This window comes from Sphingomonas sp. DMC6, from assembly GCF_056314225.1.
Genome location: NZ_JBQUYT010000001.1, coordinates 366,611 through 393,094, shown reverse-complemented (window position 1 = coordinate 393,094; position 26,484 = coordinate 366,611). Strand labels below are relative to the sequence as shown.

Genomic DNA, 26,484 nt, shown 5'->3' with positions numbered 1-26,484 from the left:
GGGGGTGAATTATCGCCGGAAAATATCGCAGATATACTTCGTATATTAGGATACATACTAGGATAATTCGATTTGTATTATTATTGATATTGACAAAAATCAAACTCAATGGCTAATGTAAATTAGTAAAAAATGGCAAATTACTGAAAGTTACCGCGGCAGGGCGGCCGCTTCACGCGCCTTGGCTTCGACTTCTTCCGCCGTTCCGCTGGCAATCCAGCTGCCGCCGACGCAGAGTACTGGGTCAAAGGCCAGCCAGTCTGGGGCGCTGGCAAGGCTGATACCGCCGGTGGGGCAGAATTTTGCCTGATAGAAGGGCGCTGCAAGCGCCTTCAGCGCCTTCAGCCCGCCCGAGGTTTCGGCCGGGAAAAACTTGAAATGCAAAAGGCCGAGGTCGAGCCCGCGCATGATGTCCCCGGCATTGGCGATACCCGGCAGATAGGGCACCCCGCTCCGAACGATCGCATCGCCGAGCCGCTCGGTCAGGCCGGGAGAGACGATGAATTCAGCGTCTTCGCGCATCACCTGCTCGAACTGGTCGGTATTCACCACCGTGCCGGCGCCGACGATCGCCCCCGGCACCTTCTTCATCTCACGAATCGCCTCCAGCGCAGCAGGGGTGCGCATCGTCACTTCCAGCACGCGCAGGCCGCCTTTCACTAGTGCCTCGGCCAGCGGACGCGCCTTGGCGGCATCGTCGATCACCAGCACCGGGATGACCGGCGCAGTGCGCATGATGGCTTCGATTCCGGTTGCGGCGTCGGTCATAGTGCATGCTCCTGGGCGAAGGCGGCGGCTGCGCCGTACAGGCCCGGCTGGGGATGGGTGATCAGCTTGACGGGGATCGACGCCATCAGGGAGCGGAAGCGCCCCTTGGCAACGAATCGTTCGCCGAAGCCCGATTGCAGCAGATGGTCCTTCAGGCGCAAGCCCAGACCACCGGCAATCACCACTGCGCTGGGGCCATGGGCAAGCGCGAGATCGCCCGCCACCGCGCCAAGGCTGAGGCAGAAGCGGTCGAGCGCGGCAACGGCCAGGCTGTCCTTGCCCTCCAGCGCCAACGTCCAGATCGCCTTGTCGTCCAGTCGCTGCACCGGCACGCCCTCCAGATCGGCGAGCGTCTCGTAGATCGAAACGATCGCCGGGCCGGCGACCATGCGCTCCTTGGAGACGCGCTGGTAGGTGCGGCGCAGGCGCTTGACCATCGCATCCTCGATCTGGTCGAGCGGGGCGAAGTCGCTATGGCCGCCTTCGGTAGCAATGATGTCATAGCCGCCGCGATGACGGAATACCTGCGCCACGCCCAGCCCGGTGCCCGGACCGCAGACGGTAATCGACCCCCTGTCGGGGAGCGGCACGTCGGGGCCGCACAGGTGGAGAAAGGCCTCTTCCTCCATCTGCGCGACCGCATGGCCGATGGCGGCGAAGTCGTTGACGATCGTCCAGGTATCGGCCCCCAGCCGTTCCGGGATCAGCGGCGGACGGATGATCCAGGGATTGTTGGTGAGCTTGATGAGTTCGTTGTTGATCGGCGAGGCGACGGCGATCGCGGCGGCCTTGGGTAGCGGCCGCCCGAGCTGTTCGCCAAAGCCGCGCCAGGCGAGCTGGAGGCTGGGATGCTCGGCAACCTTCTGCGTGATCGGCTCGCTCATCGAGACGACGCGGCCTTCCGCAACCTCTGCAACCGCGAAGCGGGCGTGCGTGCCCCCGATATCGACCGCGACGACTTCCATCCGCTCTTCGTTCCTCTCCATACCGTCCCTGTCAACGTTGCCAGACGGTGGCGCCCTTCTTCCCGCCCGACGCCCGGATGTAAAGTCCGGTGCGACGGGCAAGTCGATTTACATACGTTACAGTCCGGCTTCGGCGAGCATGGCCGAGGCGCCCTTTTCCGCCTCGTCGCAATGGTTGCGGAGCATGGCGAACAGCTCGCGGCCGGTGCCTTGCGCCGGGGGTGGGGGAGCGGCATGCTCGCGCGCGTCCCACTCGGCGGGGGGAACCAGCGCTTCCAGCGTACCGGCTTCGGCATCGAGGCGAAGGATGTCACCGTCGCGCACCTTGCCGATCGGCCCTCCGCCCAGCGCCTCGGGCGACAGGTGGATCGCCGCCGGCACCTTGCCGCTGGCGCCCGACATGCGACCGTCGGTGACCAGCGCCACCTTGAAGCCGCGATTCTGGAGAACGCCGAGCTGCGGCGTCAGCTTGTGCAGCTCCGGCATGCCGTTGGCGCGCGGGCCCTGGAAGCGGACCACGACGACCACGTCGCGCTCCAGCTCGCCGGCCTTGAATGCCGCCAGCACTGCGGACTGATCCGCAAAGACGCGGGCAGGGGCCTCGATGATCCAGCGTTCACGCTCGACCGCCGACACCTTGATGCAGGCGCGACCGATGTTGCCCTTGAGGATGCGGAAGCCGCCCTCGGGCGAGAAGGGCGCATCGATGGTGCGGACGATATTCTCGTCGTTGCTGGTTGTGCCATGCTCGCGCCAGACCAGCGCGTCATCCTCGATGTCGGGCTTGCGGCCATAGGCGGGCATGCCGTCCTTGGCGATCGTCAGCGTGTCGGCGTGCATCAGGCCACCGCGCAGCAGCTCGCGGATGACGAAGGACGGGCCGCCAGCATCCTCGAACTGGTTCACGTCGGCCGAACCGTTCGGATAGACGCGGGTGAGCAAGGGCACGACGCGCGACAGACGATCGAAATCGTCCCAGTCGATGGTGATGCCGGCCGCGCGCGCAAAGGCGGGGACGTGGATCAGATGGTTGGTCGAACCGCCCGTCGCCAGCAGCACGATTGCCGCATTCACGATCGCCTTTTCATCGACGACGTGGCCGATCGGGCGGTAATCGTCGCCGTTCCAGCCGATTTCCGCCAGCCGGTGCACGGCGGCGCGGGTCAGATCCTGCCGCAGCTTGGTTTGCGGATTGGCAAAGGCCGCGCCGGGGACATGGAGGCCCATCGCCTCCATCATCATCTGGTTCGAGTTCGCAGTGCCGTAGAAGGTGCAGGTGCCCTTGCCGTGATAGGCGGCGATCTCCGCCTCCAGCAGTTCTTCGCGCGTCGCCTTGCCCTCTGCAAAGCGTTCGCGAACCGCGGCCTTTTCCTTGTTCGGCAGGCCCGAGCGCATCGGCCCGCCGGGGATCAGCACCATCGGCAGGTGGCCGAAACGCAGCGCGCCCATCAGCAAGCCCGGCACGATCTTGTCGCAGATGCCGAGCAGCGCCGCGCCTTCGAACACGCGGTGGCTGAGCGATACCGCGGTCGCCATCGCGATGGTGTCGCGGCTGAACAGCGACAGCTCCATGCCCTGATAGCCCTGGGTCACACCGTCGCACATCGCCGGTACGCCGCCCGCGACCTGCGCCGTGGCACCGGCCTCCAGCGCCCAGATCTTCATCTGCTCGGGATAGCGATAATAGGGCGCGTGAGCCGAAAGCATATCGTTATAGGCGGTGACGATCCCGATGTTCATCCGGGCACCGGTCTTCAGCTCTTCGCGCTGCTCCTCGGTGCCGGCATAAGCATGGGCGAGGTTGGCGCAGCCGAGCTTCGGCCGGTCATTCCCCGACTCGCGCTCGCGACGGATCAGCTCGAGATAGGCGGCGCGGCTCGCCTTCGACCGTTCGATCACGCGATCGGTGACAGCGGCGATTTCGGCGTGGAGGGTGCTCATCAGAGGCTCCAGTGGATGTCGACAGGCAGTTCGGCGTCGGCCAGGACGCGGCCGACAGGGTAGGGGGAGGACACGCCCTGCTCAATCGCGGCTTCCAGCACGTCGCGCTTGGCCTGGCCGGTGATCGCAATCATCAGCGCACGAGCGGAAACGATCGCAGCCCGCGACAGGCTCACGCGGGCGACCGGCGCCTCGGGCGGTAGCGGCTCGGGCAGCACACCCAGCGCACGGCGCTCGCGCGGGCCGTTCAGTGCCTCGTCGAAATCGGGGCCGGGGAAGATCGAGGCGCAGTGGCCATCGCCACCAACGCCGAGCAGGCACAGGTCGAGCGGCCAGTGGAAATCCTGAAGCCGGGCATCGGCGGCACGGCCGGCGGCCTTGTAATCCTCGGCCTTTTCACTGACGAGCGGGATCACCCGCGCCCCCCTGGGCAGGAAGACCTTGCCGATCGCCGTCACGTTCGACAGCGGATCGCCCAGCGGGACGATGCGGTCGTCGCCGGGAATGATCGTCACACGCTTCCAGTCGAGCTTGGCGGCGGCGAGCTTTTCATAGATCGGCAGCGGCGTCTTGCCGCCGGCCAGCGCGATCACAGCCGCGCCGCGCGCATCGATCGCGCTTTCGATGATGAACTGGATGTCGCCGGCTACGGCATCGGCGAGTTCGGCGGCGTCGTCATACTCCCACCATTCGATTTCGGTCGTCATGTCAGCTCCTTGGGATTCGGTGGGGTTGGTTCAACGGATGGGGACCGGTGCAGGTCCGATATGGGGTGAGTATCCCCATTGCTCCCCTCCCGCTTGAGGGAGGGGCTGGGGGAGGGATCGACGTGGCGGTTCCATTCCCGGCGTTCGACCAAGCAGAACCGCCATCCCCTCCCCGACCGCTCCCGCAAGCGGGAGGGGAGCAAAGGAAGGAAAGGCGCTCGCCCCCCTCATTCGTGCCAGTGCACCCCGTCGCGCTCGGTAAGCGCGATCGAGAGCGAGGGCCCCCAGCTACCCGAGGCATAAGGCTTGGGCTTGAGGTCATTGGCTTCCCAGCCGGCGCGGATCGCGTCGATCCATTCCCATTGCGCCTCTACCTCGTCGCGGCGGACGAATAGCGTGGGATCGCCTTCGATCAGGTCGAGGAGCAGCCGCTCATAGGCGATGCGGCGCCGGGTGCCGGCGAATTCGGCATCGAGACTGAGGTTCAGCGGTACTTCGCGCAGGCGATAGCCTTCGCGGTCCAGGCCCGGCTGCTTCGCCATGACCAGCAGCTGCACATATTCCTCAGGCTGGAGGCGGATCACCAGCGCGTTGGGCTGGAGCATGCCGCCGCGGTCGGCGAAGATCGAATGCGGCACCGGCTTGAACTGGATGACGATTTCGGAGCGGCGCTCGGCCAGCCGCTTGCCGGTGCGCAGGTAGAAGGGCACGCCCTGCCAGCGCCAGTTGTCGACATGCGCCTTGATCGCAACGAAGGTTTCGGTCCGCGAATCCTTGCCGAGATCGGTGGTATAGTCGCGGACGATCTCGCCCTTCACCGCACCGCCGCCATATTGGCCGATGACGGTGAGGTTGGGCGCTTCGGCGGCCGGGATCTTGCGCAGCGAGCGCAGCACCTTGACCTTCTCGTCGCGCACTGACGTGCCGTCGAGCCGGGCAGGGGGCTCCATCGCGATCAGCGCGACGAGCTGGAGCATGTGGTTCTGCACCATGTCGCGCAGCGCGCCGGTATCGTCATAGAAGCCGGCGCGGCCTTCCAGACCCACCGTTTCCGACACGGTGATCTGCACGCTGTCGATACCGCGTGCGTTCCAGACCGGTTCGAACAGCGAATTGCCGAAGCGCAGCGCCAGGATGTTCTGAACAGTTTCCTTGCCGAGATAATGGTCGATCCGGAAGATCCGCTCCTCGGGGAAAGCAGCAGCGACGATGTCGTTGATCTCGCGGCTCGATTCGAGGTCGCGGCCAAGCGGCTTCTCAAGGCTGATCCGAACATTATCGCCCGCAAGCCCGGCCGATTGCAGCCCCTTTATGGTCGGGCCGAACAGCCACGGCGCGGTCGACAGGAAAATCGCCAGACCGCCGGAAATGTCGCCGATCTTGTCCTTCAGTGCCGCAAAGCCCTCGATCGTCGAGGCATCCAGCGGTTGATAGGCCAGTCGATCGAGAAAGCTGGCGACAGCGCTGTCGTCCTTCCGATCCGCCGGCAAAAACTGGTCGAGCGCCTTGTGCGCGAATTCGCGAAAACCCGCATCGTCCATTTCCGACCGGGCCGTACCGGTGATGGTCAGGCCCTGGGGGAGCAGTCCGTCCGCGTGCAGCGCATAGAGCGAAGGGAGCAGCATTCGCTGGGCGAGATCGCCGGTGGCTCCGAACAGCAGCAATTTGCCCACGGGCTGTTGCATCTTTTGCCTCTCGATTGATGTGCGACCGCGAGACACCAACACGCAGCAAAGATCAAGCGCGGGGGCGCCCCGTCGGCATCAAATTCCTGCGCATGCGCCGTTCACGCGGGGGCGAAGCTGCCGTCTTGCTGCATCAGGTGGAGCACGCCGTCGGCAATCGCGAAATAGGCGCCATGGATCTTCAGCCGCCCGGCCGCCTCGCGCTCCGGCACGAAAGGGAAGGTCCGCAGATTGGCGATCGAGACCCGCACGGTTTCCTGTTCCATCGCGCGAACGGCTGCAGGCCCTTCGCCATATTCGGCAACAATCCGGTCGCGTGCACCGTCGAGCATGTCGACCCAATGGGCGATGAACCCGCCCTCGCCATTTTCCGCATCGGCGAAACGACGGGTCAGCGCGGCATGGGCGCCGCCACAGGCGCCATGCCCCATCACGACGATCTCCGGCACCTCAAGCTGCGTCACCGCAAACTCCAGCGCCGCCGACACACCGTGGCGGCCGCCGCCGCTCTCGAACGGCGGCACCAGATTGGCGACGTTGCGCACCACGAAGATCTCGCCGGGCGACGTATCGAAGATCTGCGCCGGATCGACCCGGCTGTCTGAACAGGCGATCACCATCACCTGTGGATTCTGCCCCTCGGACAGCTCGGCCCAGCGTTCGCGCTGCGAGCGCCAGCCTTGGGTGCGGAACCGGTGATAGCCAGAAACCAGTGCGTCAAATCCTGCCATCTCGTCGGCCTAGCCCGGGTCGTCCACCTTGTCGACCGCCACCGGAACGCCCGGGCGCTTTCGCCAGCGGTTGCGCAAGTTGCAATTTCCGGGGCTGGCGAAACGCCGCGCGGCGCTCTATCTGCCGGCCATGAACGAGCAGACTCCGCTGTCGCGCCCGGAGCGCGTCCGCAAGCCCGACTGGATCCGCGTCAAGGCGCCGACGTCGGAAGGCTTTGCCAAGACCCGCGCGCTGATGCGCTCCAAGAACCTCGTCACCGTTTGTGAAGAGGCGGCCTGCCCGAATATCGGCGAGTGCTGGACGAAGAAACACGCCACGGTCATGATCCTGGGCGATGTCTGCACGCGCGCCTGCCGCTTCTGCAACGTCAAGACCGGCATGCCGCGCAAGGTCGATCCGCTGGAACCGATGCATGTCGCGGAAGCTGCCGTGCAGATGGGGCTGGAGCATATCGTCATCACTTCCGTTGACCGCGATGACCTGGCCGATGGCGGCGCGAGCCAGTTCGTGAAGGTGATCGAGGCGATCCGCAGCGCGAGCCCGACCACCACCATCGAAATCCTGACGCCCGATTTCCGCAACAAGCATGAGGCGGCCGTCGAGGCGATCGTTGCCGCGCGGCCGGACGTTTATAATCACAATCTGGAGACGGTGCCCCGGCTCTATCCCACCATCCGCCCCGGTGCGCGTTATTATGCCTCGCTGCGGCTGCTCGAGATGGTGAAGCGCCTCGATCCGTCGATCTTCACCAAATCGGGCATCATGCTGGGCCTCGGCGAGCAGCGGCTGGAAGTCCATCAGGTGATGGACGATATGCGCTCCGCCGACATCGATTTCCTGACGATGGGCCAGTATCTGCAGCCGACGCCGAAGCATGCCAAGGTGGAAGAGTTCGTCACGCCGCAGGCATTCCAGGCTTATGGCGCGATCGCCCGGGCCAAAGGCTTCCTGCAGGTTGCTTCGTCGCCGCTCACTCGTTCCAGCTACCATGCCGGTGAGGATTTTGCCGAGATGCGCGCGGCGCGTGAAGCCAAGCTGGCCAAGGCGAGCGCCAAGGCCTGATGCCCAAGCACAGCGAAACCCGGCAGCTGCCCTATTCGCCGGAACAGATGTTCGATCTGGTCGCCGATGTTGCGCGCTACCCAGAATTTCTCCCTTGGGTCAGCGCGATGCGGGTTCGATCTGATACTGAATCGCAAGTGGTTGCCGACATGATCGTCGGCTTCAAGAGTCTGCGCGAGACCTTCACCTCGCGCGTGGCCAAGGTGCGCCCGGAAAGCGTGCATGTCGATTATGTCGACGGGCCGCTTAAGCACCTGACCAACGACTGGAAGTTCCGCCCCGACGGGCAGGGCGGCTGCTATGTCGATTTCTGCGTCGATTTCGCGTTCAAGAACCGGGTGTTCGAGATGCTCGCCGGCCAGGTGTTCGACCGCGCGCTCCGCAAGATGATCCAGGCGTTCGAGGATCGCGCAGCGCAGCTTTATGCCTCTGGCTCGGCGTCGGGCTCGGGTGACGGCATCAACAAGTCGAGCGCACACAACGCCGCCTGAAGACGCACGCCGCCGCGACCGTTATTCTCGAACAGTCGCGCATCGGCGACGACATGCTTGGGGTCCGCCCCGCGGATTGCCTGGGCGAACACCACCGTGCCGACAGGCTTCTTCTCGCTGCCGCCATCGGGACCGGCAATGCCGGTGATCGCCACGGCAACATCGGCATTGGTACGCTGCAACGCGCCCTGCGCCATGCTCCAGGCAACGGCAATCGAAACGGCGCCGAAGGTTTCGAGTACGTCCAGGCTCACCTTCAGCACGTCCATCTTCGCGTCGTTCGAATAGGTGATGAAGCCCGCCTCGAACACATCGGACGAGCCGGGGAGTTCGGTCAGCGCGGTCGAGACCAGCCCGCCGGTGCAGCTTTCCGCAACCGCGATACGGCGACCGGCGGCGCGGTTCGCTTCCAGCACCTTACGGGCGGCATCGACGAGTTCGGGAGGAAGAATCGTATCCATGGCTTACTCGCCTTGCCACCGTCTTGGGGACGTTTCGAGTCTGTTCATCGGCGGTCAGGCCGTTTCCGGTATGCGGATGGTCGCAATCGCCTGCGCCGCCATGCCTTCGCCCCGCCCGGTAAAGCCCAGCCGCTCGGTCGTGGTCGCCTTCACGCTCACCTGATCGCTGCGCAGCCCCAGAATCGCCGCGATCGAGGCGCAGATCGCCTCGCGATGCGGGCCGATCTTGGGCGCCTCGCAGATCAGCGTCAGGTCGACAAAGTCGATAATGCCGCTCTTGGCAGCCACCAGCGACGCCGCATGTTCGAGAAACCGCGCGGAGGCGGCACCGCGCCATTTCGGGTCACTCGGCGGAAAATGCATGCCGATATCGCCGTCCCCGATCGTGCCGAGCAGCGCGTCGGTGATAGCATGCAACGCAACATCCGCGTCGCTATGCCCCGAAAGCCCCTGGTGGTGGGGAATGCGGACGCCGCCCAGCCACAATGCCTCACCCTCGGCAAAGCGGTGCACGTCATAGCCGGTGGCCGTGCGTACCCGCATGGTCGCGGCCAGCCGCGCCTCGGCCGCGGCAAAGTCGGCGGGGTGGGTGATCTTCTCGAGCATGGCGTCTCCGGGGACGAGAGTGACTTCATGGCCGGTATCGCGGACCATCTGGGCGTCGTCCGTCGCTTCGCGATCGGCGGGCCATTGCCGGTGCGCCGCCAGCACCGCGTCGAACACAAAGGCTTGCGGCGTCTGAACCCGGTACACCCCCTCGCGCGAGACCGTGTCGCCGATTAGCCCGTCGAAGCGGACCAGCGTGTCGGCCACCGGCAGCGCCGGGATCGCGCCCTCATGGGCGTCCAGCGTAGCCAGCAGGTCGTCGATCACCCGCGCCGGGAGGAAGGGGCGGGCGGCGTCGTGGATCAGCACGCGAGTAAAGCCCTTGCCCGCCAGCGCCGTGAGCGCGGCATGGACCGACTCCCGCCGCGTCGCGCCGCCGGTGACGAAGGGCACCTCGCCCAGCGCTCCGGCCAGCAGGTCCGACTGGCCGGCGCCGATCACCGTCAGCACCAGGTCGATCGCCGGATGTGCCGCCAGCGCGGCATGGGCGCGCGCCACGACAGGTATGCCGCCGAGACGCGCATATTGTTTGGGGACGTTGCCGCCGGCGCGGGTGCCGCTGCCGGCGGCAACAAGGATGGCGGCGGTACGATGCGGCGTCATGGCTGCGCCGTTAGACGAGTTGAATGCGAAGGGGTAGGGGCTCGCGGACCTTCCCAATCTCGTGCCTTGCCCCGGACGCGCGGCGACGCTACATGCGCTGCTTAATTTTCAGGCAGAATGATGAGCGAACTCGCCCCCATCCAGATCGGCCCGGTTCGGGTCGAAGCGCCGGTGCTGCTTGCACCGATGACCGGCGTGACCGACCTGCCGTTCCGCCGCGCGGTGCGGCGCTATGGCTCGGGCCTCAACGTAACCGAGATGATCGCCAGCGCGGCGGCGATCCGCGAGACGCGCCAGTCGATCCAGAAGGCTGCTTGGGATCCGATCGAGGAGCCCGTGTCGATGCAACTGGTCGGCTGCACGCCCTATGAAATGGGCGAGGCGGCGAAGCTCAACGAGGATCGCGGCGCGTCGATCATCGACATCAACATGGGCTGCCCGGTCCGCAAGGTGACGAACGGCGATGCCGGATCGGCGCTGATGCGCGATCTGGACCATGCCGGGGCGATCATCCGGGCCTGCGTCGATGCCGTGCGCGTGCCGGTGACGGTCAAGATGCGGATGGGCTGGGACCATGACAGCCTCAACGCGCCCGAGCTGGCGCGGATTGCGCAAGATCTCGGCTGCAAGCTGGTGACGGTGCATGGCCGCACCCGCAACCAGATGTATCGCGGCAGCGCCGACTGGAGCTTTGTTCGGCGCGTGAAGGACGCAGTGACGATCCCGGTTATCGTCAATGGCGACATCTGTTCGGTCGAGGATGCCCGCGAGGCGCTTCGCCAGTCGGGCGCCGACGGTGTGATGATCGGGCGCGGTGCCTATGGCAAGCCCTGGATCCTGCGCCAGGTGATGGACGCCCTGACCGGAAAGGGCGAACGGCCCGAACCGTCCGTTGAAGAACAATATCGTGTTATCATAGATCATTATGTCGATACACTGAGTCACTATGGGAACGAGGTGGGCGTCAACATGATGCGCAAGCACCTCGGCTGGTACACCAAGGGGCTGCCGGGCTCGGCAGAGTTCCGCAACAAGGTGAACCAGGTCGCCGATGCGGTGAAGGTGCTCGACATGCTCGCAGAATTTTACGGCCCGTGGCTTTCCCGCGCGGCGGCCTGAGGCGCGCCAAGCCGCGCCCGGCCGGCGGTCCGAATTTCGGCGAGCTGTTCGGTGCGCTGCCGCTCGCCGTGCTCGTCATCGACCCGGACGGGCGCATAGCGCATGCGAATTCCGCCTGCGAAACGCTGTTGAATCATAGCGAAACCTCGATGATCGGGCAGCCGTACGACGCTGTTCTGCTTCCGCCCGAGGACTATTCGGAGCGGCGCGACGGGCGGGGGTTTGCCGCGTTCGATACCGAGATCGAGGCGGTTCGTGGCGCCCGTCTCCGCGTTGACTTCCTCGAAACCCAGGTGGCCGATCATCCGGGCTGGCGTATCGTCACGCTGCATCACGCCCCCCAGGCACGGCGGTTGGCGCAGGGGATGGACCGCAGCGCCGGTGCCCGCGCCGCCGTGGGCGCGGCCGCCATGCTCGCGCACGAGATCAAGAATCCTCTCTCCGGCATTCGCGGCGCTGCGCAGTTGCTGGAAGGCGACAGCGATGCCGTAACGCACCGCGAGCTCACGCGCCTCATCACCACCGAAGTCGACCGCATCGCCGCGCTGATCGACCGGATGCAGGACTTCACGGACACCCGGCCGTTGAAGCTGGTACCCACGAACGTCTATCCGCTGCTCGATCATGCCCGCCGCGTGGCGCTGGCCGGCTTCGCGCGCGGCATGGTGATCGAGGAGCGGTTCGACCCCTCGCTGCCCGACGTGCTGCTCGACCACGACGCGTTTCTGCAGGTGTTGCTGAACCTGCTCAAGAACGCGGCCGAGGCGCTTGGCGGGCTCGCGCAGCCGCGGATCATCCTGTCGACTGCCTATCGCCACGGCATGTCGGTCAGCGCCGGGCCAGGCCAGCCCCGCCGGCCGCTGCCGATCGAGATTCTGGTGATGGACAACGGGCCCGGCGCTCCCGCCGATATTGCCGAGCATCTGTTCGAACCGTTCGTTTCCGGCAAACCGGAGGGCAAGGGACTGGGCCTGCCGCTCGTCGAAAAGCTGGTGCGCGCTATGGGCGGCATCATTCAATATGCCCGCGAGCGCGAGCCCGAACTCACCGTTTTCCGAATCCTTTTGCCGCGAGCCAATGCATGAACAGCCCCGGATCCGTTCTGGTCGTCGATGACGATGCCGCCATCCGTACCGTCGTCGCGGCGGCGCTGAAGCGCGAGGGGCATCGCGTCGTCACCGCCGCCAGCATCGCCGAGCTGCACCGCGCACTTGCTACAGGGCTACCCGATGTGCTCGTCACCGATGTGGTGCTGCCGGACGGTAACGGGCTCGATGTCGTATCGGGCCTGCTCGGCGAACATCCCAGCCTGCCGGTCATCGTTTTTTCGGCGCAGAACACGCTGGCGACGGCCGTGCGGGCGACCGAAGTCGGCGCGTTCGATTATCTGCCCAAGCCGTTCGACCTCGATGCGCTGACCCATGCGGTGCAGAGCGCGATGGCGCGCGGGCGGCGGCGCCCCGCCGATCTGCCCGATGCCGATCAGGGCGGCGGCCATTCGCTGATCGGCCGCTCGCCGGCGATGCAGGAAGTCTATCGGGTGATCGCGCGGGTTGTCGCCAACGACCTGACCGTGCTGATCTCGGGCGAATCGGGTACGGGCAAGGAACTGGTCGCGCGGGCGATCCACGATCTGGGGCCGCGTCGGCGCGCGCCGTTCGTCGCGCTCAACATGGCTGCGATCCCGCGCGAGCTGATCGAGGCCGAATTGTTCGGCCACGAACGCGGGGCCTTTACCGGGGCGCAGACCCGGGTGGCGGGCAAGTTCGAGCAGGCTGCCGGGGGCACGCTGTTCCTCGACGAAATCGGGGACATGCCGATGGACGCGCAGACCCGGCTGCTGCGCGTGTTGCAGTCTGGCGAGTTCACCACCGTGGGCGGTGCGCGGACGATCCGTGCCGATGTCCGCATCGTTGCCGCGACCAACAAGGATCTTGGGCAACTGGTGCAGCTCGGCCAGTTCCGCGAGGATCTCTTCTACCGCCTGAACGTCGTTCCGATCAGTCTGCCGGCGCTGCGCGATCGCCGCCAGGACATTCCGCTACTGGCACGCCACTTCCTCGACCGCGCCGCCGAAGACGGACTGCCGCGCAAACAGCTCGACAAAGACGCGGTGATGTTGCTCGAAAAGCTCGACTGGCCGGGCAATGTCCGCGAGCTGGAAAACCTCATGCGCCGCATGGCCGCGCTTTCGCGTGACGAGTGGATCGACGCGGCAGCCTTGCGGCGGGCCTTGGGAGAACCGGGTGTCGCGGCACCTGTGGCCTATGATGCTGGCATCGAGGCAGCGATCCGCGCCCGGCTGGAGCGGATCGCGATCGAAGAGCCGCGGACGCTGGATGACGGTACCCTGTATGACCGCATTATCGGCGAAGTGGAGCGGCCGCTGATCGAAATGATGCTGGCACGCCATCAGAACAACCAGTTGCGGGCCGCGCGGGCGCTCGGCATCAACCGGAATACGCTGCGCAAGCGGCTCGATACGTTGGGCATCGATGTGGGGAACGGGCGTCCGGACGGCACGGCCTGACGACGGACTGCGCAAATATGTGTTTTCTACGCCACGCAAGCGTTGTATTCGGGCAACGATGTCTAGACTGGTCGAGCCGATTGCTGAGGTTTCATCGCCCCCAAGGCGGTTCGGTGTAACGCCCGGCATCGAACTCGGCCTGCTCGCAATTGCCATAGCTGTGGCTGCCAGCACCTATTTCGCGGTGTCCAGTCGCAGCGATTCGGAGCAGTTGCTCACGCCGCCGCTGGTGGCGCTGCTGCTGGTCGCAAATCTGCTCGCTTTCGGATCGCTGATCGTGCTCGCCGGCCGCCGTATCGCGCGCCGGCGCGCTTCGCGTTCCGCCGCAGGGGGCGATGGGCGCCTCCATGTGCGACTGGTGGCGATTTTCTCGATTTTGGCGAGCGTGCCGACGGTGCTGCTCGCCGTGATTGCGTCGCTGCTGTTCCAATATGGCGCGCAGTTCTGGTTCTCGCCGCGCACCCGCGCGATGATCGACAATTCGCAGCAACTCGCAACGGCGTCCTACAAGGCGCTGATGAGCTATGTCGACAATGAGAATGTCGCCATGGCGAATGATTTGCGGACTATGCTCCTCGATTATCACTGGTCGCCGGAGAGCCGCGAATTCGTAAACACCTTCGCGCAGGATGTGTGGCAGCGGAGTCTTTCCAACGCGGTGTTGTTCACCATCGCTTCCAACGGGGAAGTGCGGACGATCGCCATCGTCAAGAATTCCGATCGCAACCCGATGGCCGATGTCAGTTTCGACGACGTGAAGAAACTCCAGGCGAGCACCCAGAGCGTTGTCGGAACCAACGCAAAGCGGACCTACTCGCTGGCCCGCGTGATCGGCACGGAATATTATCTCTATGCGACCCGCGAAACCGGGGCGCAGGAAATGGCGGACCGGCTGACGCAGGTGAAGAGCGTCCTGACCGACTATTCATCGCTCCTCGAACGCACGCGATATCTGCAAATCCGATTCAATATCGCGCTGCTCGTCATTTCGTTGCTGGTGATCGGCGTCGTGGTTTTCGCGGCGATCGCGGTTGCGGACCGCCTGGTGCGGCCAGTGAACGCATTGGTGGGCGCGGCACGGCAAGTGGCCCGCGGCGACCTGACTGCGCGCGTGCCGGTCAGCCGGACCGGCGACGAGCTTGCCACGCTGGGCAGTGCCTTTAACCGCATGACCGAACGACTGGAGGACCAGACCAATGCGCTGGTGACCGCCAATGCCCAGCTCGACAGCCGCCGCGCCCTTATCGAGGCAGTGATGTCGGGGGTATCGGCGGGCGTCATCTCGATCGATGCGCAGCGCAACGTCCGCCTGATCAATGAGTCCGCCAAGGCGCTGCTCCATCATGGCACCGAAGACCCTGTCGGGCGCCCGCTCGCCGCCGTCGCGCCCGAGCTGGAAGCGCTGCTCAACAGCGGCGATCGGGAAGGTATCGTGCAGGTCCAGACCGAAGGCGAGGCGCGGACGCTGGCAGTGAAGGTGACGTCCGACGAAGGCGGGCAGGTGCTGACCTTTGACGACATCACCCAGCAGCTCAACGACCAGCGCCGCGCCGCCTGGTCGGACGTCGCCCGCCGCATTGCGCACGAAATCAAGAACCCGCTCACGCCGATCCAGCTGGCCGCCGAGCGGCTCCAGCGCCGCTATGGCAAGCAGGTCGACCAAAGCGACGGCGTGTTCGCGCGGCTGACCGACACGATCATCCGGCAGGTCGGCGACCTGCGCCGGATGGTCGACGAATTCTCTTCCTTCGCGCGTATGCCCAAGCCGCTGTTCCGCCAGGAATCGCTCCTCGACATCGCCCGCCAGTCGATGTTTCTGCACGAAGTCGCCCACCCGGCGATCCGCTTCACGCTCGACACGCCGGACCCGGCGCCGTTGCTGGTGTGCGATCGCAGGCAGATCGGCCAGGCCCTCACCAACATCGTCAAGAACGCCGTCGAAGCGATCGAGGCGCGGGATGGGGAGGCCGTCGATCCGGGTGAAGTCCATCTCGCCATCACCGGGCAGCAGGGCAAGGTCGTGCTGACGCTGGAGGATAATGGCGTCGGCCTTCCGATCGAACGCGACCGCATTGTCGAGCCCTATATGACCACACGCAGCCGTGGCACCGGGCTCGGCCTCGCGATCGTGAAGAAGATCGTGGAGGAACATTTCGGCACGATCGCGTTCGGCGATCGGCCCGGTGGCGGCACGTGCGTCACGCTTTGCTTCGATACTACGATGCTTGCCGGCATCGCCACGCAAGAACCTGCGCCGGGCGCGAATGACCCGCGACCCGCCGCCCTTACCAGAACCGGAAACAAGTCATGAGCCTCGATATCCTTGTCGTCGACGACGAACGCGACATCCGCGAGCTGGTCGCGGGCGTGCTGGATGATGAGGGCTATGCCACCCGCGCCGCCGCCGACAGCGACTCCGCACTGGAAGCGATCGCGGAGCGTCGCCCCAGCTTGGTGCTGCTCGACGTGTGGCTGCAGGGATCGCGGCTCGACGGGCTGGAATTGCTGGACGAGATCAAGCGGCGCGATTCCTCCATTCCCGTGCTGGTGATCTCTGGGCACGGCAATCTCGACACCGCCGTCGCCGCCATCCGCCGCGGCGCGGCCGATTTTATCGAAAAGCCGTTCGAGGCCGGCCGCCTGTTGTTCATGGTGGAACGCGCGACCGAAACCGAACGGCTGCGCCGCGAAGTCGCGTCGCTGCGCGCCTCGGCCGGCCGCAGCACCGACCTGACCGGCGCTTCGAGCGCCATCAACACCGTGCGCGCCACCTTGAAGCGCGTCGCGTCGACGGGCAGCCGCGTACTGATCACCGGCGGTCCCGGCGTCGGCAAGGAAATTGCCGCAAGGCTGCTGCATGGCTGGAGTCAGCGTGCCGATGCGCCCTTCGTGATCGTCAGTGCCGCGCGGATGACGCCCGAGCGCGTCGAGGAAGAATTGTTCGGCGTGGAAGAGGGCGGCGATCTGGTCCGCACCGGCCTGCTCGAACAGGCGCATGGCGGCACGCTGTTTCTGGACGAGATCGCCGATATGCCGGTCGCAACCCAGGCCCGCATCCTGCGCGTGCTGACCGACCAGAGCTTCAGCCGCGTCGGCGGCACGCGGACCGTGAAGGTGGACGTGCGCGTCGTCTCCGCCACCTCGCGCGACCTGATGGCAGAGATTGCCGCCGGGCGCTTCCGTGAAGACCTCTATTACCGCCTGAACGTGGTACCCGTCGGCATTCCGCCGCTCACCGACCGGCGCGAAGACATCCCGGTGCTCGTCGAGCATTTCGTCGCGCATTACGCTTCCGAACGCCGCGTGCCGACGCCCGAAATAGCACCCGACGCCATGGTGGCGCTGCAAAGCTATGAATGGCCGGGCAATGTCCGCCAGTTGCGCAACGTGGTGGAACGCACGGTCATCCTCGCTCCCGGTGACCGGATCGGCCGCATCGACCTGGACCTGCTGCCCCCCGAAGTGCTGGGCCGGACGGCAGACGCCGGCGGCGGGGTCGGCTCCAGCGCGATCATGGGCGCACCGCTCAAGGAAGCGCGCGAAAGCTTTGAGCGCGAATATCTGCGCGTCCAGATTCGCCGCTTCTCGGGTAATATCTCGCGGACGGCCAGCTTCATCGGCATGGAGCGATCGGCGTTGCACCGCAAGCTGAAGCTGCTGGGCATTACCGACACGCGCGACGACTGAGCGCTGCCTATGGACGCCCGGCCCCGAAAACCCTAGATTGCGTGCCGGCGCCAAGGTGGCGCCACCCCGACGCCGGGAACGGCGCACCGCGGGCAAATCCCGCCAAGAATTAGAAGGAGTGCGACGGTGGCCGAAAAGCAGACCTCGCTTCAGGACTTGTTCCTCAACTCGCTGCGCCGGTCGAAGGCGCCAGTAACGATGTTCCTGGTGAAGGGCGTGAAGCTCCAGGGGATCGTGACCTGGTTCGACAATTTTTCGGTGCTGCTCCGCCGCGACGGCCAGTCGCAGCTTGTCTACAAGCACGCCATTTCGACGATCATGCCCTCCGGCCCGATCGACCTGACTGCGCTGCTCGACGCCGCTGGCGAGTTCCAGCACAAGAACCCGGTGCTGCAGGAAATCTTCCTGAATGCCGTGCGCAAGGCGCAGGAGCCCGTCACCATGTTCCTGGTAAACGGCGTGATGCTGCAGGGCCAGATCGCGGCGTTCGACCTGTTCTGCATGCTGCTCCAGCGTGAGGGCCAGGCCCAGCTGGTCTACAAGCACGCCGTTTCGACCATCCAGCCGGCACACCCGCTGAACCTGGCCGAGGAAACCAACGGCGGCGACGGCGATTGACGCCTGCATGAGCACTGGTTTCGAGCGCGACCCCGACGAATTCACACGGGGCGCACGGGCGCTCGTCGTCTATCCCGATATGGGCGCAAGCGCGCGCGATGCCGAGGCGCGGCTGGAGGAAACCTCCGGCCTCGCCGCGGCGATCGGCGTGGAGGTGCGCGAAAAGGCGGCGGTGAAGCTCCGCCAGCCCAAGCCCGGCACGCTGATCGGCTCTGGTCAGGTCGAGGCGCTGGCCGAAACGGTGCGCGATCAGGAATTGCAACTGGCGGTGTTCGACGCCGCGCTGACGCCGGTGCAGCAGCGCAATCTGGAAACTGCGCTTGGCTGCAAGGTCATCGACCGCACTGGTCTTATTCTCGAAATCTTCGGCGAGCGCGCCCGCACGGCCGAGGGACGGCTGCAGGTCGAACTGGCGCATCTCGATTATCAGGCGGGCCGGCTGGTGCGCAGCTGGACTCACCTCGAGCGGCAACGCGGCGGCTTCGGCTTTCTCGGCGGCCCTGGTGAAACCCAGATCGAGGCCGACCGCCGGCTGATCCGCGACCGCATGGCGCGGCTGAAGCGCGAGCTCGATCAGGTGAGCCGCACCCGCACGTTGCACCGCGAACGCCGCCAGCGGGCGCCGTGGCCGGTGGTGGCGCTGGTCGGCTATACCAACGCCGGAAAGTCCACGCTTTTCAATCGCCTGACCGGCGCTGACGTCATGGCGGAAAACCTGTTGTTCGCAACGCTGGACCCGACACTGCGGCAGGTGTCGCTGCCCGGTATCGACAAGGCGATCCTGTCGGACACGGTAGGTTTCGTATCGGAGCTGCCGACGCAGCTTGTGGCGGCGTTCAAGGCGACGCTGGAAGAAGTGGTGTCGGCCGACCTGCTGATCCATGTCCGCGACGTCGCCCATCCCGACAGCGAGGCGCAGCGTGCCGATGTCGAGAAGGTGCTGGGCGAGATCGGCGTGTCGGAAGCGACGCCCCGGTTCGAGGCGTGGAACAAGCTCGACCTGCTCGAAGGCGAGGCGCGCGACGAACTGATCGCCATCGCAGCGCGGCGCAGCGACGTGATGCCGATTTCGGCGATGACCGGGGAGGGCGTTGAGGCGCTCGTAGAAGCCGTCGCAGCGCGACTGACGGAGGGGCACCGCCGCTACACGCTACGGCTCGACCCCGCCGACGGCGCGGCCGCGGCCTGGCTGCACCAGCACGGCGAAGTGCTCGATCAGCATATCGAGGGCGAGGAAGCAGTGTACGAAGTACGGATGGCGCCACGCGATTACGAGCGCTTCGCGACGCGGGGGTAGGGCCCCAAGCCTCAGCCCCGTTTCACCACCTGCCAAAGGTCTTCTTTTTCGTCGAGGCTTAGACCGACGAACACTTCTCCGGCGGCATCTTCCATCGCGCGGAAACGCCGCTCGAACTTGCCGTTGGCCGCGCGCAGTGCCGCTTCGGGCTCGACGCCCAGCTTGCGGGCATAGTTGGCCACCGCGAACAGCAGGTCGCCGACTTCCTCGGCGCGATGGGCGTCGTCCACCGCTGTTTCCACCTCGTCCAGCTCCTCCAGTATCTTCGCGCGGGCGCCTGCCGGGTCGGGCCAGTCGAAGCCGGTGCGTGCCGCCCGCTTCTGCAGCTTTTCGGCGCGGAGCAGTGCCGGCAGGCCGATCGCCACGCCGTCCAGCGCGCTCGATGCGCCCTTGGCACCGCGTTCCTCGGCCTTGATCGCTTCCCACAGATGATGGCCGCCCTCCGCCACATCGCCGAAGATATGCGGATGCCGCCGCTCCATCTTGTCGCTGATCGAGGTGACGACGTCGGGCAGGGCGAAATGTCCCGCTTCCTCGGCCATGCAGCTGTGGAAGATCACCTGCAGCAACAGGTCACCGAGCTCGTCCTTCAGCTCGTCCATCGCCTCGCGCTCGATCGCGTCGGCGACTTCATAGGCTTCCTCGATCGTATAGGGCGCGATCGAGGCGAAGGTCTGCACCGTATCCCACTCGCAGCCTCGCTCCGGATCGCGCAGCCGCGCCATGATGGCGACAAGGCGTTCGATGCCGCTGGGGCTGGTCATGGCGCGTTCTCCCGAAGATTCGGAGGACGGATAGGCAATCCGGCGCGGGCCGTCGAGCGTCAGACGGCGCCGAGGATGCGTGTGTTGTCGCCTTCGACCGCAAGCTGCACCACCGGCGCCGGCGTGCCGACAAAGGCCGCGCGCGCCGCCGCGACGCTGGCGGGCGGCACGGACAGCCCGACCAGATCGGCGAAGCTCCAGACGCTGAGGTCATCAAGCACAAGCCAGCTATAGGCCTGGAAGGGTGCTTCGGGCGGGTTGGCGAGTACGAGGCCGGTGCCGTTCAGCGGCCGCCATGGCCCCTCCAGCCGATCCGCGATCAGGCCGTACAGGCCAGTCGGTCCCTTCGGACCACCCTCGGCGAACACCTTCGCCTGCGTCGACCAGAACAACAGGAACCGGCCGGCATGGGTGACGATATGCGGCCGCTCCAGTTCGTTATTGAGGCCAGTCGCGTCGACGATCGGCGGGAGCAGCGCCCAGCCATCGCCCTCGCGCCGTGCAGCGCCGATCAGGCCGTTCCAGTTCGAGGGCGCCCCCGGTCGCGAGGCCGAGAACAAGACCCACTCACTGCCATCGCCGGGGTTGCGGACCGAAAAGGGATCACGGAACGCCTTGATCGTGCCGACCGCGCCGCCACCGGCCATGTCGCGCTGATAGAAATGGTCGTCGGGCTGAACGATTTCGCGCGGCACGCTCCAGCCGTCCACCTGCGCGCGATCGCCCGCAAAGCGCAACCTGCCCTGGGTGAAGTAGAGGCGCTGGAGGAAGCTGGTTTCCGCCTCGCCGCGCACGCCGGCAGCGGTATAGTAGAAGGAGAGGGTCGTGCCATCCGCCTCCAGCACCGCCGTGCCTGCCCATTCGCGGCTGCCCGGGTTCAGCCCTTCCGGCAGCAGCGGCCCGAAATCACGCCAGCCCCCCTCGCGCTTCTGGAGCAACCGCAGGCGCGCGATTGCGTGCCGGGCGTCGGGATCCGCAAGAACCGGCGCAGTCAGTGCAATGACAAGCGGACCGCCGGGGAAAGGGACAACCCAGTTCGCGCGATCCACCACCGGCCAGTGGTCCCAAAGGTCGATGCCGGGCAGCACGGCAGCCTGCGGACCGAATAGCGGCGTAGCGGCATCGCCGGGCCGGATTGCGGCCACATGGGCCGGCATCCAGTGGAAGGTCTGGATGCCGGCCCCGCCCGGGGGGACTGCGTTCTGTGCGAGCATGCCCGTCCTGTCCGTCAGAACGAGAGGCGGACCGCAGCCGACACCGTTCGGCCGTTGATCGCGCGGGCGCGAACGATGCCGTTGGCCGGGATCGTCGCGTCCTCGGCTTCGGTGAAGCCCATCACGTTGAACAGGTTGTTCGCCTGCAGCGACAGCTGGACGCGGTCGACCGGACGCACCTGCAGGAAGGCATTCACCGTGGTGTAGCCCGGCAGTTTCAGCTGGTTGGTGTCCTGCGTGTAGCTCGACGTCGTGCCGACGAAGTTCGCACCCACAGTGAACAGCTTCGTCTCATATTGCGGCGTCGCCTGGAAGACGAACTCGGCCTGACGGCGCGGCCGGTTGCCGACGACCGCCGGGTTGAGCACATCGCTGACGATCTTCGCATCGGTCCAGGTGCCGCCGGCGGAAAGGCTGAAGCCACCGATCCGGTAGCTGCCTTCCAGCTCGACGCCATAGGCGCGATATTTGCGGTTGAAGAAGCGCTGTGTGGTCGCCTCGAAATTCTGTTCTTCGGTGCGCGCCCAGAAGCCCGTCGCATAGAGCGCCAGGCCGTTGCTGCGATACTTCACGCCGCCTTCCGCCTGCCGCACCATGTCGACCGCCGCATCGCTGCTTACCAGGCTGCCGTTGGTGGTGCTGACTGCGGGACCGAACAGCAGGCGGTCGGCATTGGCGCGGCCGCCCACGCTGTAGCGGCCGAACACGGCCAGATCGCGGGCGATGCGGTAATTGGCACCCAGCGAGTAGGAGAAATAGTCGAAGCTGTAATCGACCGGCGCCGCACTCGTCACCGGAACCACCGAAACGCGGGTTTCCGCATTCGAAATCGCGCCGTCGCCATTCATGTCGCGCGAAGTGGTCCCGACCCGGTTTCCGCCCAGATCAGCACCGGCGACATTGCCCTTGGCCGTGCCGAAATCATAGCGCGCGCTGCCGTCGAGCGTGAGCTTGCCGGCGCTGTAGGTCAGCGAGGCGAACGGCGCGTTGGTATCGTAATCGACATTGTAGGTGCGGCGGCAGCATCCGCCGAAATAGGCGGCGCCATAGCCGTAAATGCCGTTTTGCGTGATCGGCGTGCCACCTGCGCTGGTGACGTTGACCAGCGCGGCATTGCCGCCGCCTACCACATCGGACAGCAGCGAGGTCCACAGCCATTCGGTATCGATCGTCTGCCGCGACTTGTAGAAGCCGCCGGTGAAGGAGAGGGTGCCGGCCCCCAGCGCAAAGTCACGGCTGATGCGCAGATCGTTGGTGATGTTATTGAGGCTGTTGAGCTTGGTGTCGAACACCACGATCTCGGCCAGCAGACCGTTGCCGTTGAGCCCGCCCGGATTGGTGATCGCCTGCCCGGCCTTGGGGCCATTGGCGTAGCTTAGCGTTGCGCCGGCGCCGCCCAGCGACGTTGCGATGGTACTCGCCGAATCCACCGCAGCGGGGAAGTTGGAGATGAAGCGGCCGGAAATGTCGGAGAACTGAAACCGCTCGTGCAGGGTCCAGTCGCTGCCCAGCTTGACCTGGGTTTCCAGCCCGAACGACTTGACCAGCGGGTGCTGGCCGTCGCGGATGTCGTCGACGACGGGATTGTTGTTGCCGTCCAGCGTCACGTTGCGCGTGATGTAGCGCGAGTGCAGCGTATCCTGGTTGATTGAGAAATTGGCGATATTGGTGTAGGTCGGGTTGCTGTCCGAGCCCGTTACCTTCACCGGGTTCGGCAGATAGCCGATCGCGCGGTCATCCAGATATTTGCCGTAGAAGCGGATGAAGCCGCCGCTGAATTCCTTGGTGACGTTCAGCTTGAGCTGGCCGCCCTTGTTGCCGTCATAGCCGGCCGCACGCGGGCCTTCGCCCTGCCGATAGAAGCCGCCGACATGGAAACGCAGGCTGTCCGACAGATGCGCGCCGTAATCCACGTCGACGCGGTTCTCGCCATAGTCGAGTCCCTTGCTGAACTGCACGGCGCCGCCCTGGGTCTCGCCGGTCTTCGAAATCAGGTTGATCACGCCGCCCGGCGAATTGGAGGCGAAGGTGGAGGCGGAGCCGCCGCGGATCGCCTCGACGCGCGCGACGTTGAAATCGGCACGCAGGAAAATGTCGGCATTGCCGAAAGTGATGTCGCCATATTCCAGCACCGGCACGCTGTCTTCCTGCAATTGCAGGAACTTGGCGCCGCCCGACGCGACCGGAAGGCCGCGCACCGCGATATTGGCATTGCCTTCACCGCCCGAGCTTTCTGAACGGATGCCGGGAATATTGCGGAACACTTCAGCGACGGAGCGCGGCGCGCTCTGCTGAATGGCATTTGCGTCCAGCGAGCTGACGGAAATCGAGCTGTCGAGCCGGTTGCTGCTCTTCGCCACTGCGGTCACGATGATCTCATCGCCGCCCGAAGGCGCGGCATCGGGCGCCGCAGCCGGAGCGGAATCGGTCTGGGCGAACGCAGGGCCGCAAAGCGCGAGCGCGGTGCCGGCAAGCAGGATGGAAAACGCCTTCATTATCACTCTCCCACGAAATGGACGGCTCTCGGGCCGACTCGTTATCGATTGGCGTACCGCATGTGCAAACGTTTGCCAACAGGAAAGTTGCAAACGTTTGCGCAATCCATTAGAAATCCAGTGGCCGGCATCTTCGACTGGACAGGAGAGGCGGACAAGGAGAGGAAAGAACCGGATGACGATGGCCAAGCCCCGCCTCAGCGCATTGCGCATCGTCGAGATGAACCTCGGCTTTTTCGGTCTGCAATTCTCGTTCGGCCTGCAACAGGCGAATATGGGGCCGATCTATCGCTATCTGGGCGCGGACGAAGCGACGATGCCGCTGCTATGGCTGGCGGGGCCAATGACCGGTCTGCTCGTCCAGCCGCTGATCGGCGCCCTTTCCGACCGCACCATCACGCGTTTCGGCAGGCGCACCCCCTATTTCCTGGTCGGCGCAGTGCTGTGCAGCCTGGGCCTGCTGGCGATGCCCTACAGCCCGGCGCTCTGGGTGGCCGCCAGCCTGCTCTGGATCCTCGACGCGGCGAACAACGTGACCATGGAACCGTATCGGGCCTATGTCAGCGATCGGCTGCGCGAGGATCAGCGCGCGGCCGGTTTCCTGTCGCAATCGGCCTTTACCGGCCTGGCGCAGACGCTCGCCTATTTGTCGCCCTCGTTGCTGGTATGGGCGGGGATCAGCGGTGATCTTGTCGATGCCAATGGCATTCCGGAAATTACCCGCATCGCCTTTCTGATCGGCGCCGCGCTTTCGCTGGGGACGATCCTGTGGTCGGTGATCCGGGTGCCCGAACTGCCCATCAATGCCGAAACCGTCGCGCACGCGAAGAGCCGGGGGCTTCGCGCGGGTGCTGCGCTCGCCGATCTGGGCAACGCCTTCCGCGCCATGCCCTTGGCGATGCGACAGCTCGCGCTGGCGATGCTGTTCCAGTGGTTCGCCATGTTCGCCTATTGGCAGTATATTGTCTTCGCACTGGCGCGTTCGGTGTTCGGCACTGCGGATGCGGGGGCGGCCGGGTTCCGCCAGGCCGCGCTGCTCAACGGGCAGATCGGCGCGCTCTATAACTTCGTCGCCTTTATCGCCGCCTTCGCAATGGTGCCGATCGCGCGGCGACTGGGTGCGCGCAACGTCCATGCGACGGCTATGCTGCTGTCGGGACTGGCGATGCTGGCGCTGCCCTGGATCCGCGAACCGCTGTGGCTGATCGCGCCCATGCTCGGCATCGGCATCGGCTGGGCGAGCCTGATGGGCAATCCCTATGTCATGCTGGCGGACGCCATCCCGCCGGAGCGCACCGGCGTCTATATGGGCATTTTCAACATGTTCATCGTCGTGCCGATGATGATTGAGACAGCGGTGCTGCCGCTGATCTATCGCCCCTTGCTCGGCGGCGATCCACGACATGTGCTCATGCTGGCGGGTGCGCTGATGCTTTGCGCCGCAGCCGCAACGCTGCGGGTACGTTCAGGCCGATCCGCGTAGGACGAGCTCCGGCGCCATCATCACCGGCTCCGCCGCTTCCCCGGCAATCCGCCGCAGCAACAATTCCACCAGCAGCCGCGCGCCCCGCACCATGTCCTGCCGGACGGTGGTGAGGGGCGGGACGGTATGCGCGGCGATGCTGATATCGTCATAGCCCACGACCGACACGTCCTGCGGGATGCGCAGGCCCTGATCGGCAATCGCCCGCATCGCGCTCATCGCAATCACGTCCGACGCGGCGACGATGCCGTCGGGCGGTTCATGGTCGGCGAGGAAGCGGGCCATCTCAGCATAGGCGCCCTTGTCGGTCAGGTGCAGGGGCAGCACCATTTCCTCGACCTGCGCCGCATCCGCGATCGCGCGGTGGAAACCGGCATAGCGATCGGCAAATTCGGGCACCCCCGGATCGCCCAGAAAAGCCAGGCGCCGGCGCCCGATTGCGATAAGGTGCCGCGCGGCAAGCGCACCGCCGGCTTCGTTGTCGGTACCGACGGTGATCTGCTGCGAATCCTGTCGCCGCGCACCCCACACCACCATGGGCGCGAAGCGGCGGGCGACATGTTCGATTGCCGAATATTGGTTCGACTGGCCGATCAGGACGATGCCGTCGACGCGCCCGGACGAAATCACATCCTCCAGCCAGCGATCATCCTCGGGAATCACGCGCGAAAGCAGCAGGTCGAAACCATTGCTGGCCAGCGCATCCGCCAGGGGACCGATCAGCCCCATGAAGAACGGGTCGGAGAGCGTCTGGTCGACTTCGTGCCCCAGCGGGATCACCACCCCGATCGTGTTGGTGCGGCGCTTGCGCAGCGCGCTGGCCGTTTGGTTGAGGCGAAAGCCATGTTCGGTCGCCAGCGTGCGGATACGCGCCTTGGTAGCGCTGGACACGCGCGGGTGATTGGAAAGGGCGCGGGACACGGTCGAAACCGACACGCCGGCAATTTTCGCCAGTTCTACCAGACCAAGGGATTTCAACCTGCCGTTACCTCTTTGTGGCTGCGCGCTTTTCCCTATTAGCGTGCCCGGCCCGGTTGGGAAACCGCGGCTGTGCGCCGGTCGCGGCGGCAGAAAATGGGCAGTGCCTCATACCAATATGGAGCCAATTTTCCAGCCGACGCTCTCCGTTGGCGCTGAAATTGGCCATGCCAATTTACGATTCTGTTCTAAACTGGCCTTGACAGTTCGGGGCCACTGGCGATCAATGCGGCCTTTCGAAAGGTGGGTAGAACAGCCGATGATCGCGAAGTCTGGGT

At 65.5% G+C, this 26,484-nt stretch carries 22 protein-coding genes; 10 read left to right on the top strand and 12 right to left on the bottom strand.

Annotated elements, in window-relative coordinates; translation table 11 throughout:
- Positions 1-150: 150 nt before the first annotated feature.
- The 6 genes from eda to ACT53M_RS01640 form a co-directional block, all read right to left on the bottom strand.
- Complete coding sequence (gene eda / locus ACT53M_RS01665) at positions 151-768, bottom strand: bifunctional 4-hydroxy-2-oxoglutarate aldolase/2-dehydro-3-deoxy-phosphogluconate aldolase (protein ID WP_476231027.1); 618 nt, start codon at positions 766-768, stop codon at positions 151-153.
- Positions 765-1,733, bottom strand: a complete 969-nt coding sequence (locus tag ACT53M_RS01660; protein ID WP_476231567.1) for a glucokinase — start codon at positions 1,731-1,733, stop codon at positions 765-767. The genes eda and ACT53M_RS01660 overlap by 4 nt, the downstream gene beginning before the upstream one ends.
- Positions 1,734-1,850: 117 nt before the next feature.
- Positions 1,851-3,674 carry a phosphogluconate dehydratase gene (gene edd / locus ACT53M_RS01655; RefSeq protein WP_476231025.1) on the bottom strand — a complete coding sequence of 608 codons (1,824 nt, stop codon included), beginning with the start codon at positions 3,672-3,674 and terminating at the stop codon, positions 1,851-1,853.
- Positions 3,674-4,381, bottom strand: a complete 708-nt coding sequence (pgl, locus tag ACT53M_RS01650; protein ID WP_476231024.1) for a 6-phosphogluconolactonase — start codon at positions 4,379-4,381, stop codon at positions 3,674-3,676. Before pgl ends, edd begins: the two co-directional genes overlap by 1 nt.
- A gap of 227 nt (positions 4,382-4,608) precedes the next feature.
- The gene (gene zwf / locus ACT53M_RS01645; RefSeq protein WP_476231022.1) at positions 4,609-6,066 is read right to left on the bottom strand and encodes a glucose-6-phosphate dehydrogenase; all 1,458 of its coding nucleotides are present in this window, start codon (positions 6,064-6,066) and stop codon (positions 4,609-4,611) included.
- Positions 6,067-6,167: 101 nt separating this feature from the next.
- Positions 6,168-6,797, bottom strand: coding sequence for a carbonic anhydrase (locus tag ACT53M_RS01640; RefSeq protein WP_476231020.1), 630 nt, complete (start codon positions 6,795-6,797; stop codon positions 6,168-6,170).
- A gap of 130 nt (positions 6,798-6,927) precedes the next feature.
- Between ACT53M_RS01640 and lipA the strand changes: the two genes are divergently transcribed.
- Positions 6,928-7,860 carry a lipoyl synthase gene (lipA, locus tag ACT53M_RS01635; RefSeq protein WP_476231019.1) on the top strand — a complete coding sequence of 311 codons (933 nt, stop codon included), beginning with the start codon at positions 6,928-6,930 and terminating at the stop codon, positions 7,858-7,860.
- On the top strand, positions 7,860-8,351 hold the full coding sequence (locus ACT53M_RS01630; protein ID WP_476231017.1) for a type II toxin-antitoxin system RatA family toxin: 492 nt from the start codon (positions 7,860-7,862) through the stop codon (positions 8,349-8,351). The genes lipA and ACT53M_RS01630 overlap by 1 nt, the downstream gene beginning before the upstream one ends.
- On the opposite strand, the gene ACT53M_RS01625 is transcribed toward ACT53M_RS01630, so the two are convergent.
- Entirely contained in the window at positions 8,282-8,812 is a 531-nt protein-coding gene (locus ACT53M_RS01625; RefSeq protein ID WP_476231015.1) for a CinA family protein, read from the bottom strand. The genes ACT53M_RS01630 and ACT53M_RS01625 overlap by 70 nt on opposite strands.
- A 54-nt stretch (positions 8,813-8,866) precedes the next feature.
- Positions 8,867-10,021: a bifunctional 2-C-methyl-D-erythritol 4-phosphate cytidylyltransferase/2-C-methyl-D-erythritol 2,4-cyclodiphosphate synthase gene (locus ACT53M_RS01620; RefSeq protein WP_476231013.1), complete on the bottom strand. Its 1,155-nt coding sequence runs from the start codon at positions 10,019-10,021 to the stop codon at positions 8,867-8,869.
- Between the two features lie 120 nt (positions 10,022-10,141).
- Between ACT53M_RS01620 and dusB the strand changes: the two genes are divergently transcribed.
- The 7 genes from dusB (at position 10,142) to hflX (ending at position 19,272) form a co-directional block, all read left to right on the top strand.
- Positions 10,142-11,140, top strand: coding sequence for a tRNA dihydrouridine synthase DusB (gene dusB, locus ACT53M_RS01615; RefSeq protein ID WP_476231012.1), 999 nt, complete (start codon positions 10,142-10,144; stop codon positions 11,138-11,140).
- The gene (locus ACT53M_RS01610) at positions 11,116-12,225 is read left to right on the top strand and encodes a two-component system sensor histidine kinase NtrB (protein ID WP_476231011.1); all 1,110 of its coding nucleotides are present in this window, start codon (positions 11,116-11,118) and stop codon (positions 12,223-12,225) included. The genes dusB and ACT53M_RS01610 overlap by 25 nt, the downstream gene beginning before the upstream one ends.
- Entirely contained in the window at positions 12,222-13,670 is a 1,449-nt protein-coding gene (ntrC, locus tag ACT53M_RS01605) for a nitrogen regulation protein NR(I) (protein ID WP_476231010.1), read from the top strand. Before ACT53M_RS01610 ends, ntrC begins: the two co-directional genes overlap by 4 nt.
- Positions 13,671-13,728: 58 nt before the next feature.
- Complete coding sequence (locus tag ACT53M_RS01600; protein ID WP_476231009.1) at positions 13,729-15,981, top strand: sensor histidine kinase NtrY-like; 2,253 nt, start codon at positions 13,729-13,731, stop codon at positions 15,979-15,981.
- Positions 15,978-17,357 carry a nitrogen assimilation response regulator NtrX gene (gene ntrX / locus ACT53M_RS01595; protein ID WP_476231008.1) on the top strand — a complete coding sequence of 460 codons (1,380 nt, stop codon included), beginning with the start codon at positions 15,978-15,980 and terminating at the stop codon, positions 17,355-17,357. The genes ACT53M_RS01600 and ntrX overlap by 4 nt, the downstream gene beginning before the upstream one ends.
- 96 nt (positions 17,358-17,453) lie before the next feature.
- Complete coding sequence (gene hfq, locus ACT53M_RS01590; protein ID WP_476227995.1) at positions 17,454-17,975, top strand: RNA chaperone Hfq; 522 nt, start codon at positions 17,454-17,456, stop codon at positions 17,973-17,975.
- A 7-nt stretch (positions 17,976-17,982) separates the two neighbouring features.
- Positions 17,983-19,272 carry a GTPase HflX gene (gene hflX / locus ACT53M_RS01585; RefSeq protein WP_476231007.1) on the top strand — a complete coding sequence of 430 codons (1,290 nt, stop codon included), beginning with the start codon at positions 17,983-17,985 and terminating at the stop codon, positions 19,270-19,272.
- A gap of 11 nt (positions 19,273-19,283) precedes the next feature.
- Here the strand turns inward: hflX and mazG are convergent, their stop codons facing one another.
- From mazG to ACT53M_RS01570, 3 genes are read right to left on the bottom strand one after another with little or no spacing between them, the layout of a single operon-like run.
- Positions 19,284-20,036, bottom strand: a complete 753-nt coding sequence (mazG, locus tag ACT53M_RS01580) for a nucleoside triphosphate pyrophosphohydrolase (RefSeq protein WP_476231006.1) — start codon at positions 20,034-20,036, stop codon at positions 19,284-19,286.
- Positions 20,037-20,095: 59 nt separating this feature from the next.
- Positions 20,096-21,250 carry a glycoside hydrolase family 68 protein gene (locus tag ACT53M_RS01575; RefSeq protein WP_476231005.1) on the bottom strand — a complete coding sequence of 385 codons (1,155 nt, stop codon included), beginning with the start codon at positions 21,248-21,250 and terminating at the stop codon, positions 20,096-20,098.
- A 14-nt stretch (positions 21,251-21,264) separates the two neighbouring features.
- Complete coding sequence (locus ACT53M_RS01570) at positions 21,265-23,745, bottom strand: TonB-dependent receptor domain-containing protein (protein WP_476231004.1); 2,481 nt, start codon at positions 23,743-23,745, stop codon at positions 21,265-21,267.
- 175 nt (positions 23,746-23,920) lie between these two features.
- Here ACT53M_RS01570 and ACT53M_RS01565 point away from each other — a divergent pair, with 175 nt between their 5' ends.
- Positions 23,921-25,228, top strand: a complete 1,308-nt coding sequence (locus ACT53M_RS01565; protein ID WP_476231003.1) for an MFS transporter — start codon at positions 23,921-23,923, stop codon at positions 25,226-25,228.
- On the opposite strand, the gene ACT53M_RS01560 is transcribed toward ACT53M_RS01565, so the two are convergent.
- The gene (locus tag ACT53M_RS01560; protein WP_476231002.1) at positions 25,211-26,206 is read right to left on the bottom strand and encodes a LacI family DNA-binding transcriptional regulator; all 996 of its coding nucleotides are present in this window, start codon (positions 26,204-26,206) and stop codon (positions 25,211-25,213) included. The two genes, ACT53M_RS01565 and ACT53M_RS01560, sit on opposite strands and share 18 nt — an antisense overlap.
- Positions 26,207-26,484: the final 278 nt, after the last annotated feature.

Excerpts from the sequence above, each read along its gene's own strand:
- eda (WP_476231027.1), bottom strand. The coding sequence starts at position 768 with ATGACCGACGCCGCAACCGGAATCGAAGCCATCATGCGCACTGCGCCG.
- ACT53M_RS01660 (WP_476231567.1), bottom strand. The coding sequence starts at position 1,733 with ATGGAAGTCGTCGCGGTCGATATCGGGGGCACGCACGCCCGCTTCGCG.
- edd (WP_476231025.1), bottom strand. The coding sequence starts at position 3,674 with ATGAGCACCCTCCACGCCGAAATCGCCGCTGTCACCGATCGCGTGATC.
- pgl (WP_476231024.1), bottom strand. The coding sequence starts at position 4,381 with ATGACGACCGAAATCGAATGGTGGGAGTATGACGACGCCGCCGAACTC.
- zwf (WP_476231022.1), bottom strand. The coding sequence starts at position 6,066 with ATGCAACAGCCCGTGGGCAAATTGCTGCTGTTCGGAGCCACCGGCGAT.
- ACT53M_RS01640 (WP_476231020.1), bottom strand. The coding sequence starts at position 6,797 with ATGGCAGGATTTGACGCACTGGTTTCTGGCTATCACCGGTTCCGCACC.
- lipA (WP_476231019.1), top strand. The coding sequence starts at position 6,928 with ATGAACGAGCAGACTCCGCTGTCGCGCCCGGAGCGCGTCCGCAAGCCC.
- ACT53M_RS01630 (WP_476231017.1), top strand. The coding sequence starts at position 7,860 with ATGCCCAAGCACAGCGAAACCCGGCAGCTGCCCTATTCGCCGGAACAG.
- ACT53M_RS01625 (WP_476231015.1), bottom strand. The coding sequence starts at position 8,812 with ATGGATACGATTCTTCCTCCCGAACTCGTCGATGCCGCCCGTAAGGTG.
- ACT53M_RS01620 (WP_476231013.1), bottom strand. The coding sequence starts at position 10,021 with ATGACGCCGCATCGTACCGCCGCCATCCTTGTTGCCGCCGGCAGCGGC.
- dusB (WP_476231012.1), top strand. The coding sequence starts at position 10,142 with ATGAGCGAACTCGCCCCCATCCAGATCGGCCCGGTTCGGGTCGAAGCG.
- ntrC (WP_476231010.1), top strand. The coding sequence starts at position 12,222 with ATGAACAGCCCCGGATCCGTTCTGGTCGTCGATGACGATGCCGCCATC.
- ACT53M_RS01600 (WP_476231009.1), top strand. The coding sequence starts at position 13,729 with ATGTCTAGACTGGTCGAGCCGATTGCTGAGGTTTCATCGCCCCCAAGG.
- ntrX (WP_476231008.1), top strand. The coding sequence starts at position 15,978 with ATGAGCCTCGATATCCTTGTCGTCGACGACGAACGCGACATCCGCGAG.
- hflX (WP_476231007.1), top strand. The coding sequence starts at position 17,983 with ATGAGCACTGGTTTCGAGCGCGACCCCGACGAATTCACACGGGGCGCA.
- mazG (WP_476231006.1), bottom strand. The coding sequence starts at position 20,036 with ATGACCAGCCCCAGCGGCATCGAACGCCTTGTCGCCATCATGGCGCGG.
- ACT53M_RS01575 (WP_476231005.1), bottom strand. The coding sequence starts at position 21,250 with ATGCTCGCACAGAACGCAGTCCCCCCGGGCGGGGCCGGCATCCAGACC.
- ACT53M_RS01570 (WP_476231004.1), bottom strand. The coding sequence starts at position 23,745 with ATGAAGGCGTTTTCCATCCTGCTTGCCGGCACCGCGCTCGCGCTTTGC.
- ACT53M_RS01565 (WP_476231003.1), top strand. The coding sequence starts at position 23,921 with ATGACGATGGCCAAGCCCCGCCTCAGCGCATTGCGCATCGTCGAGATG.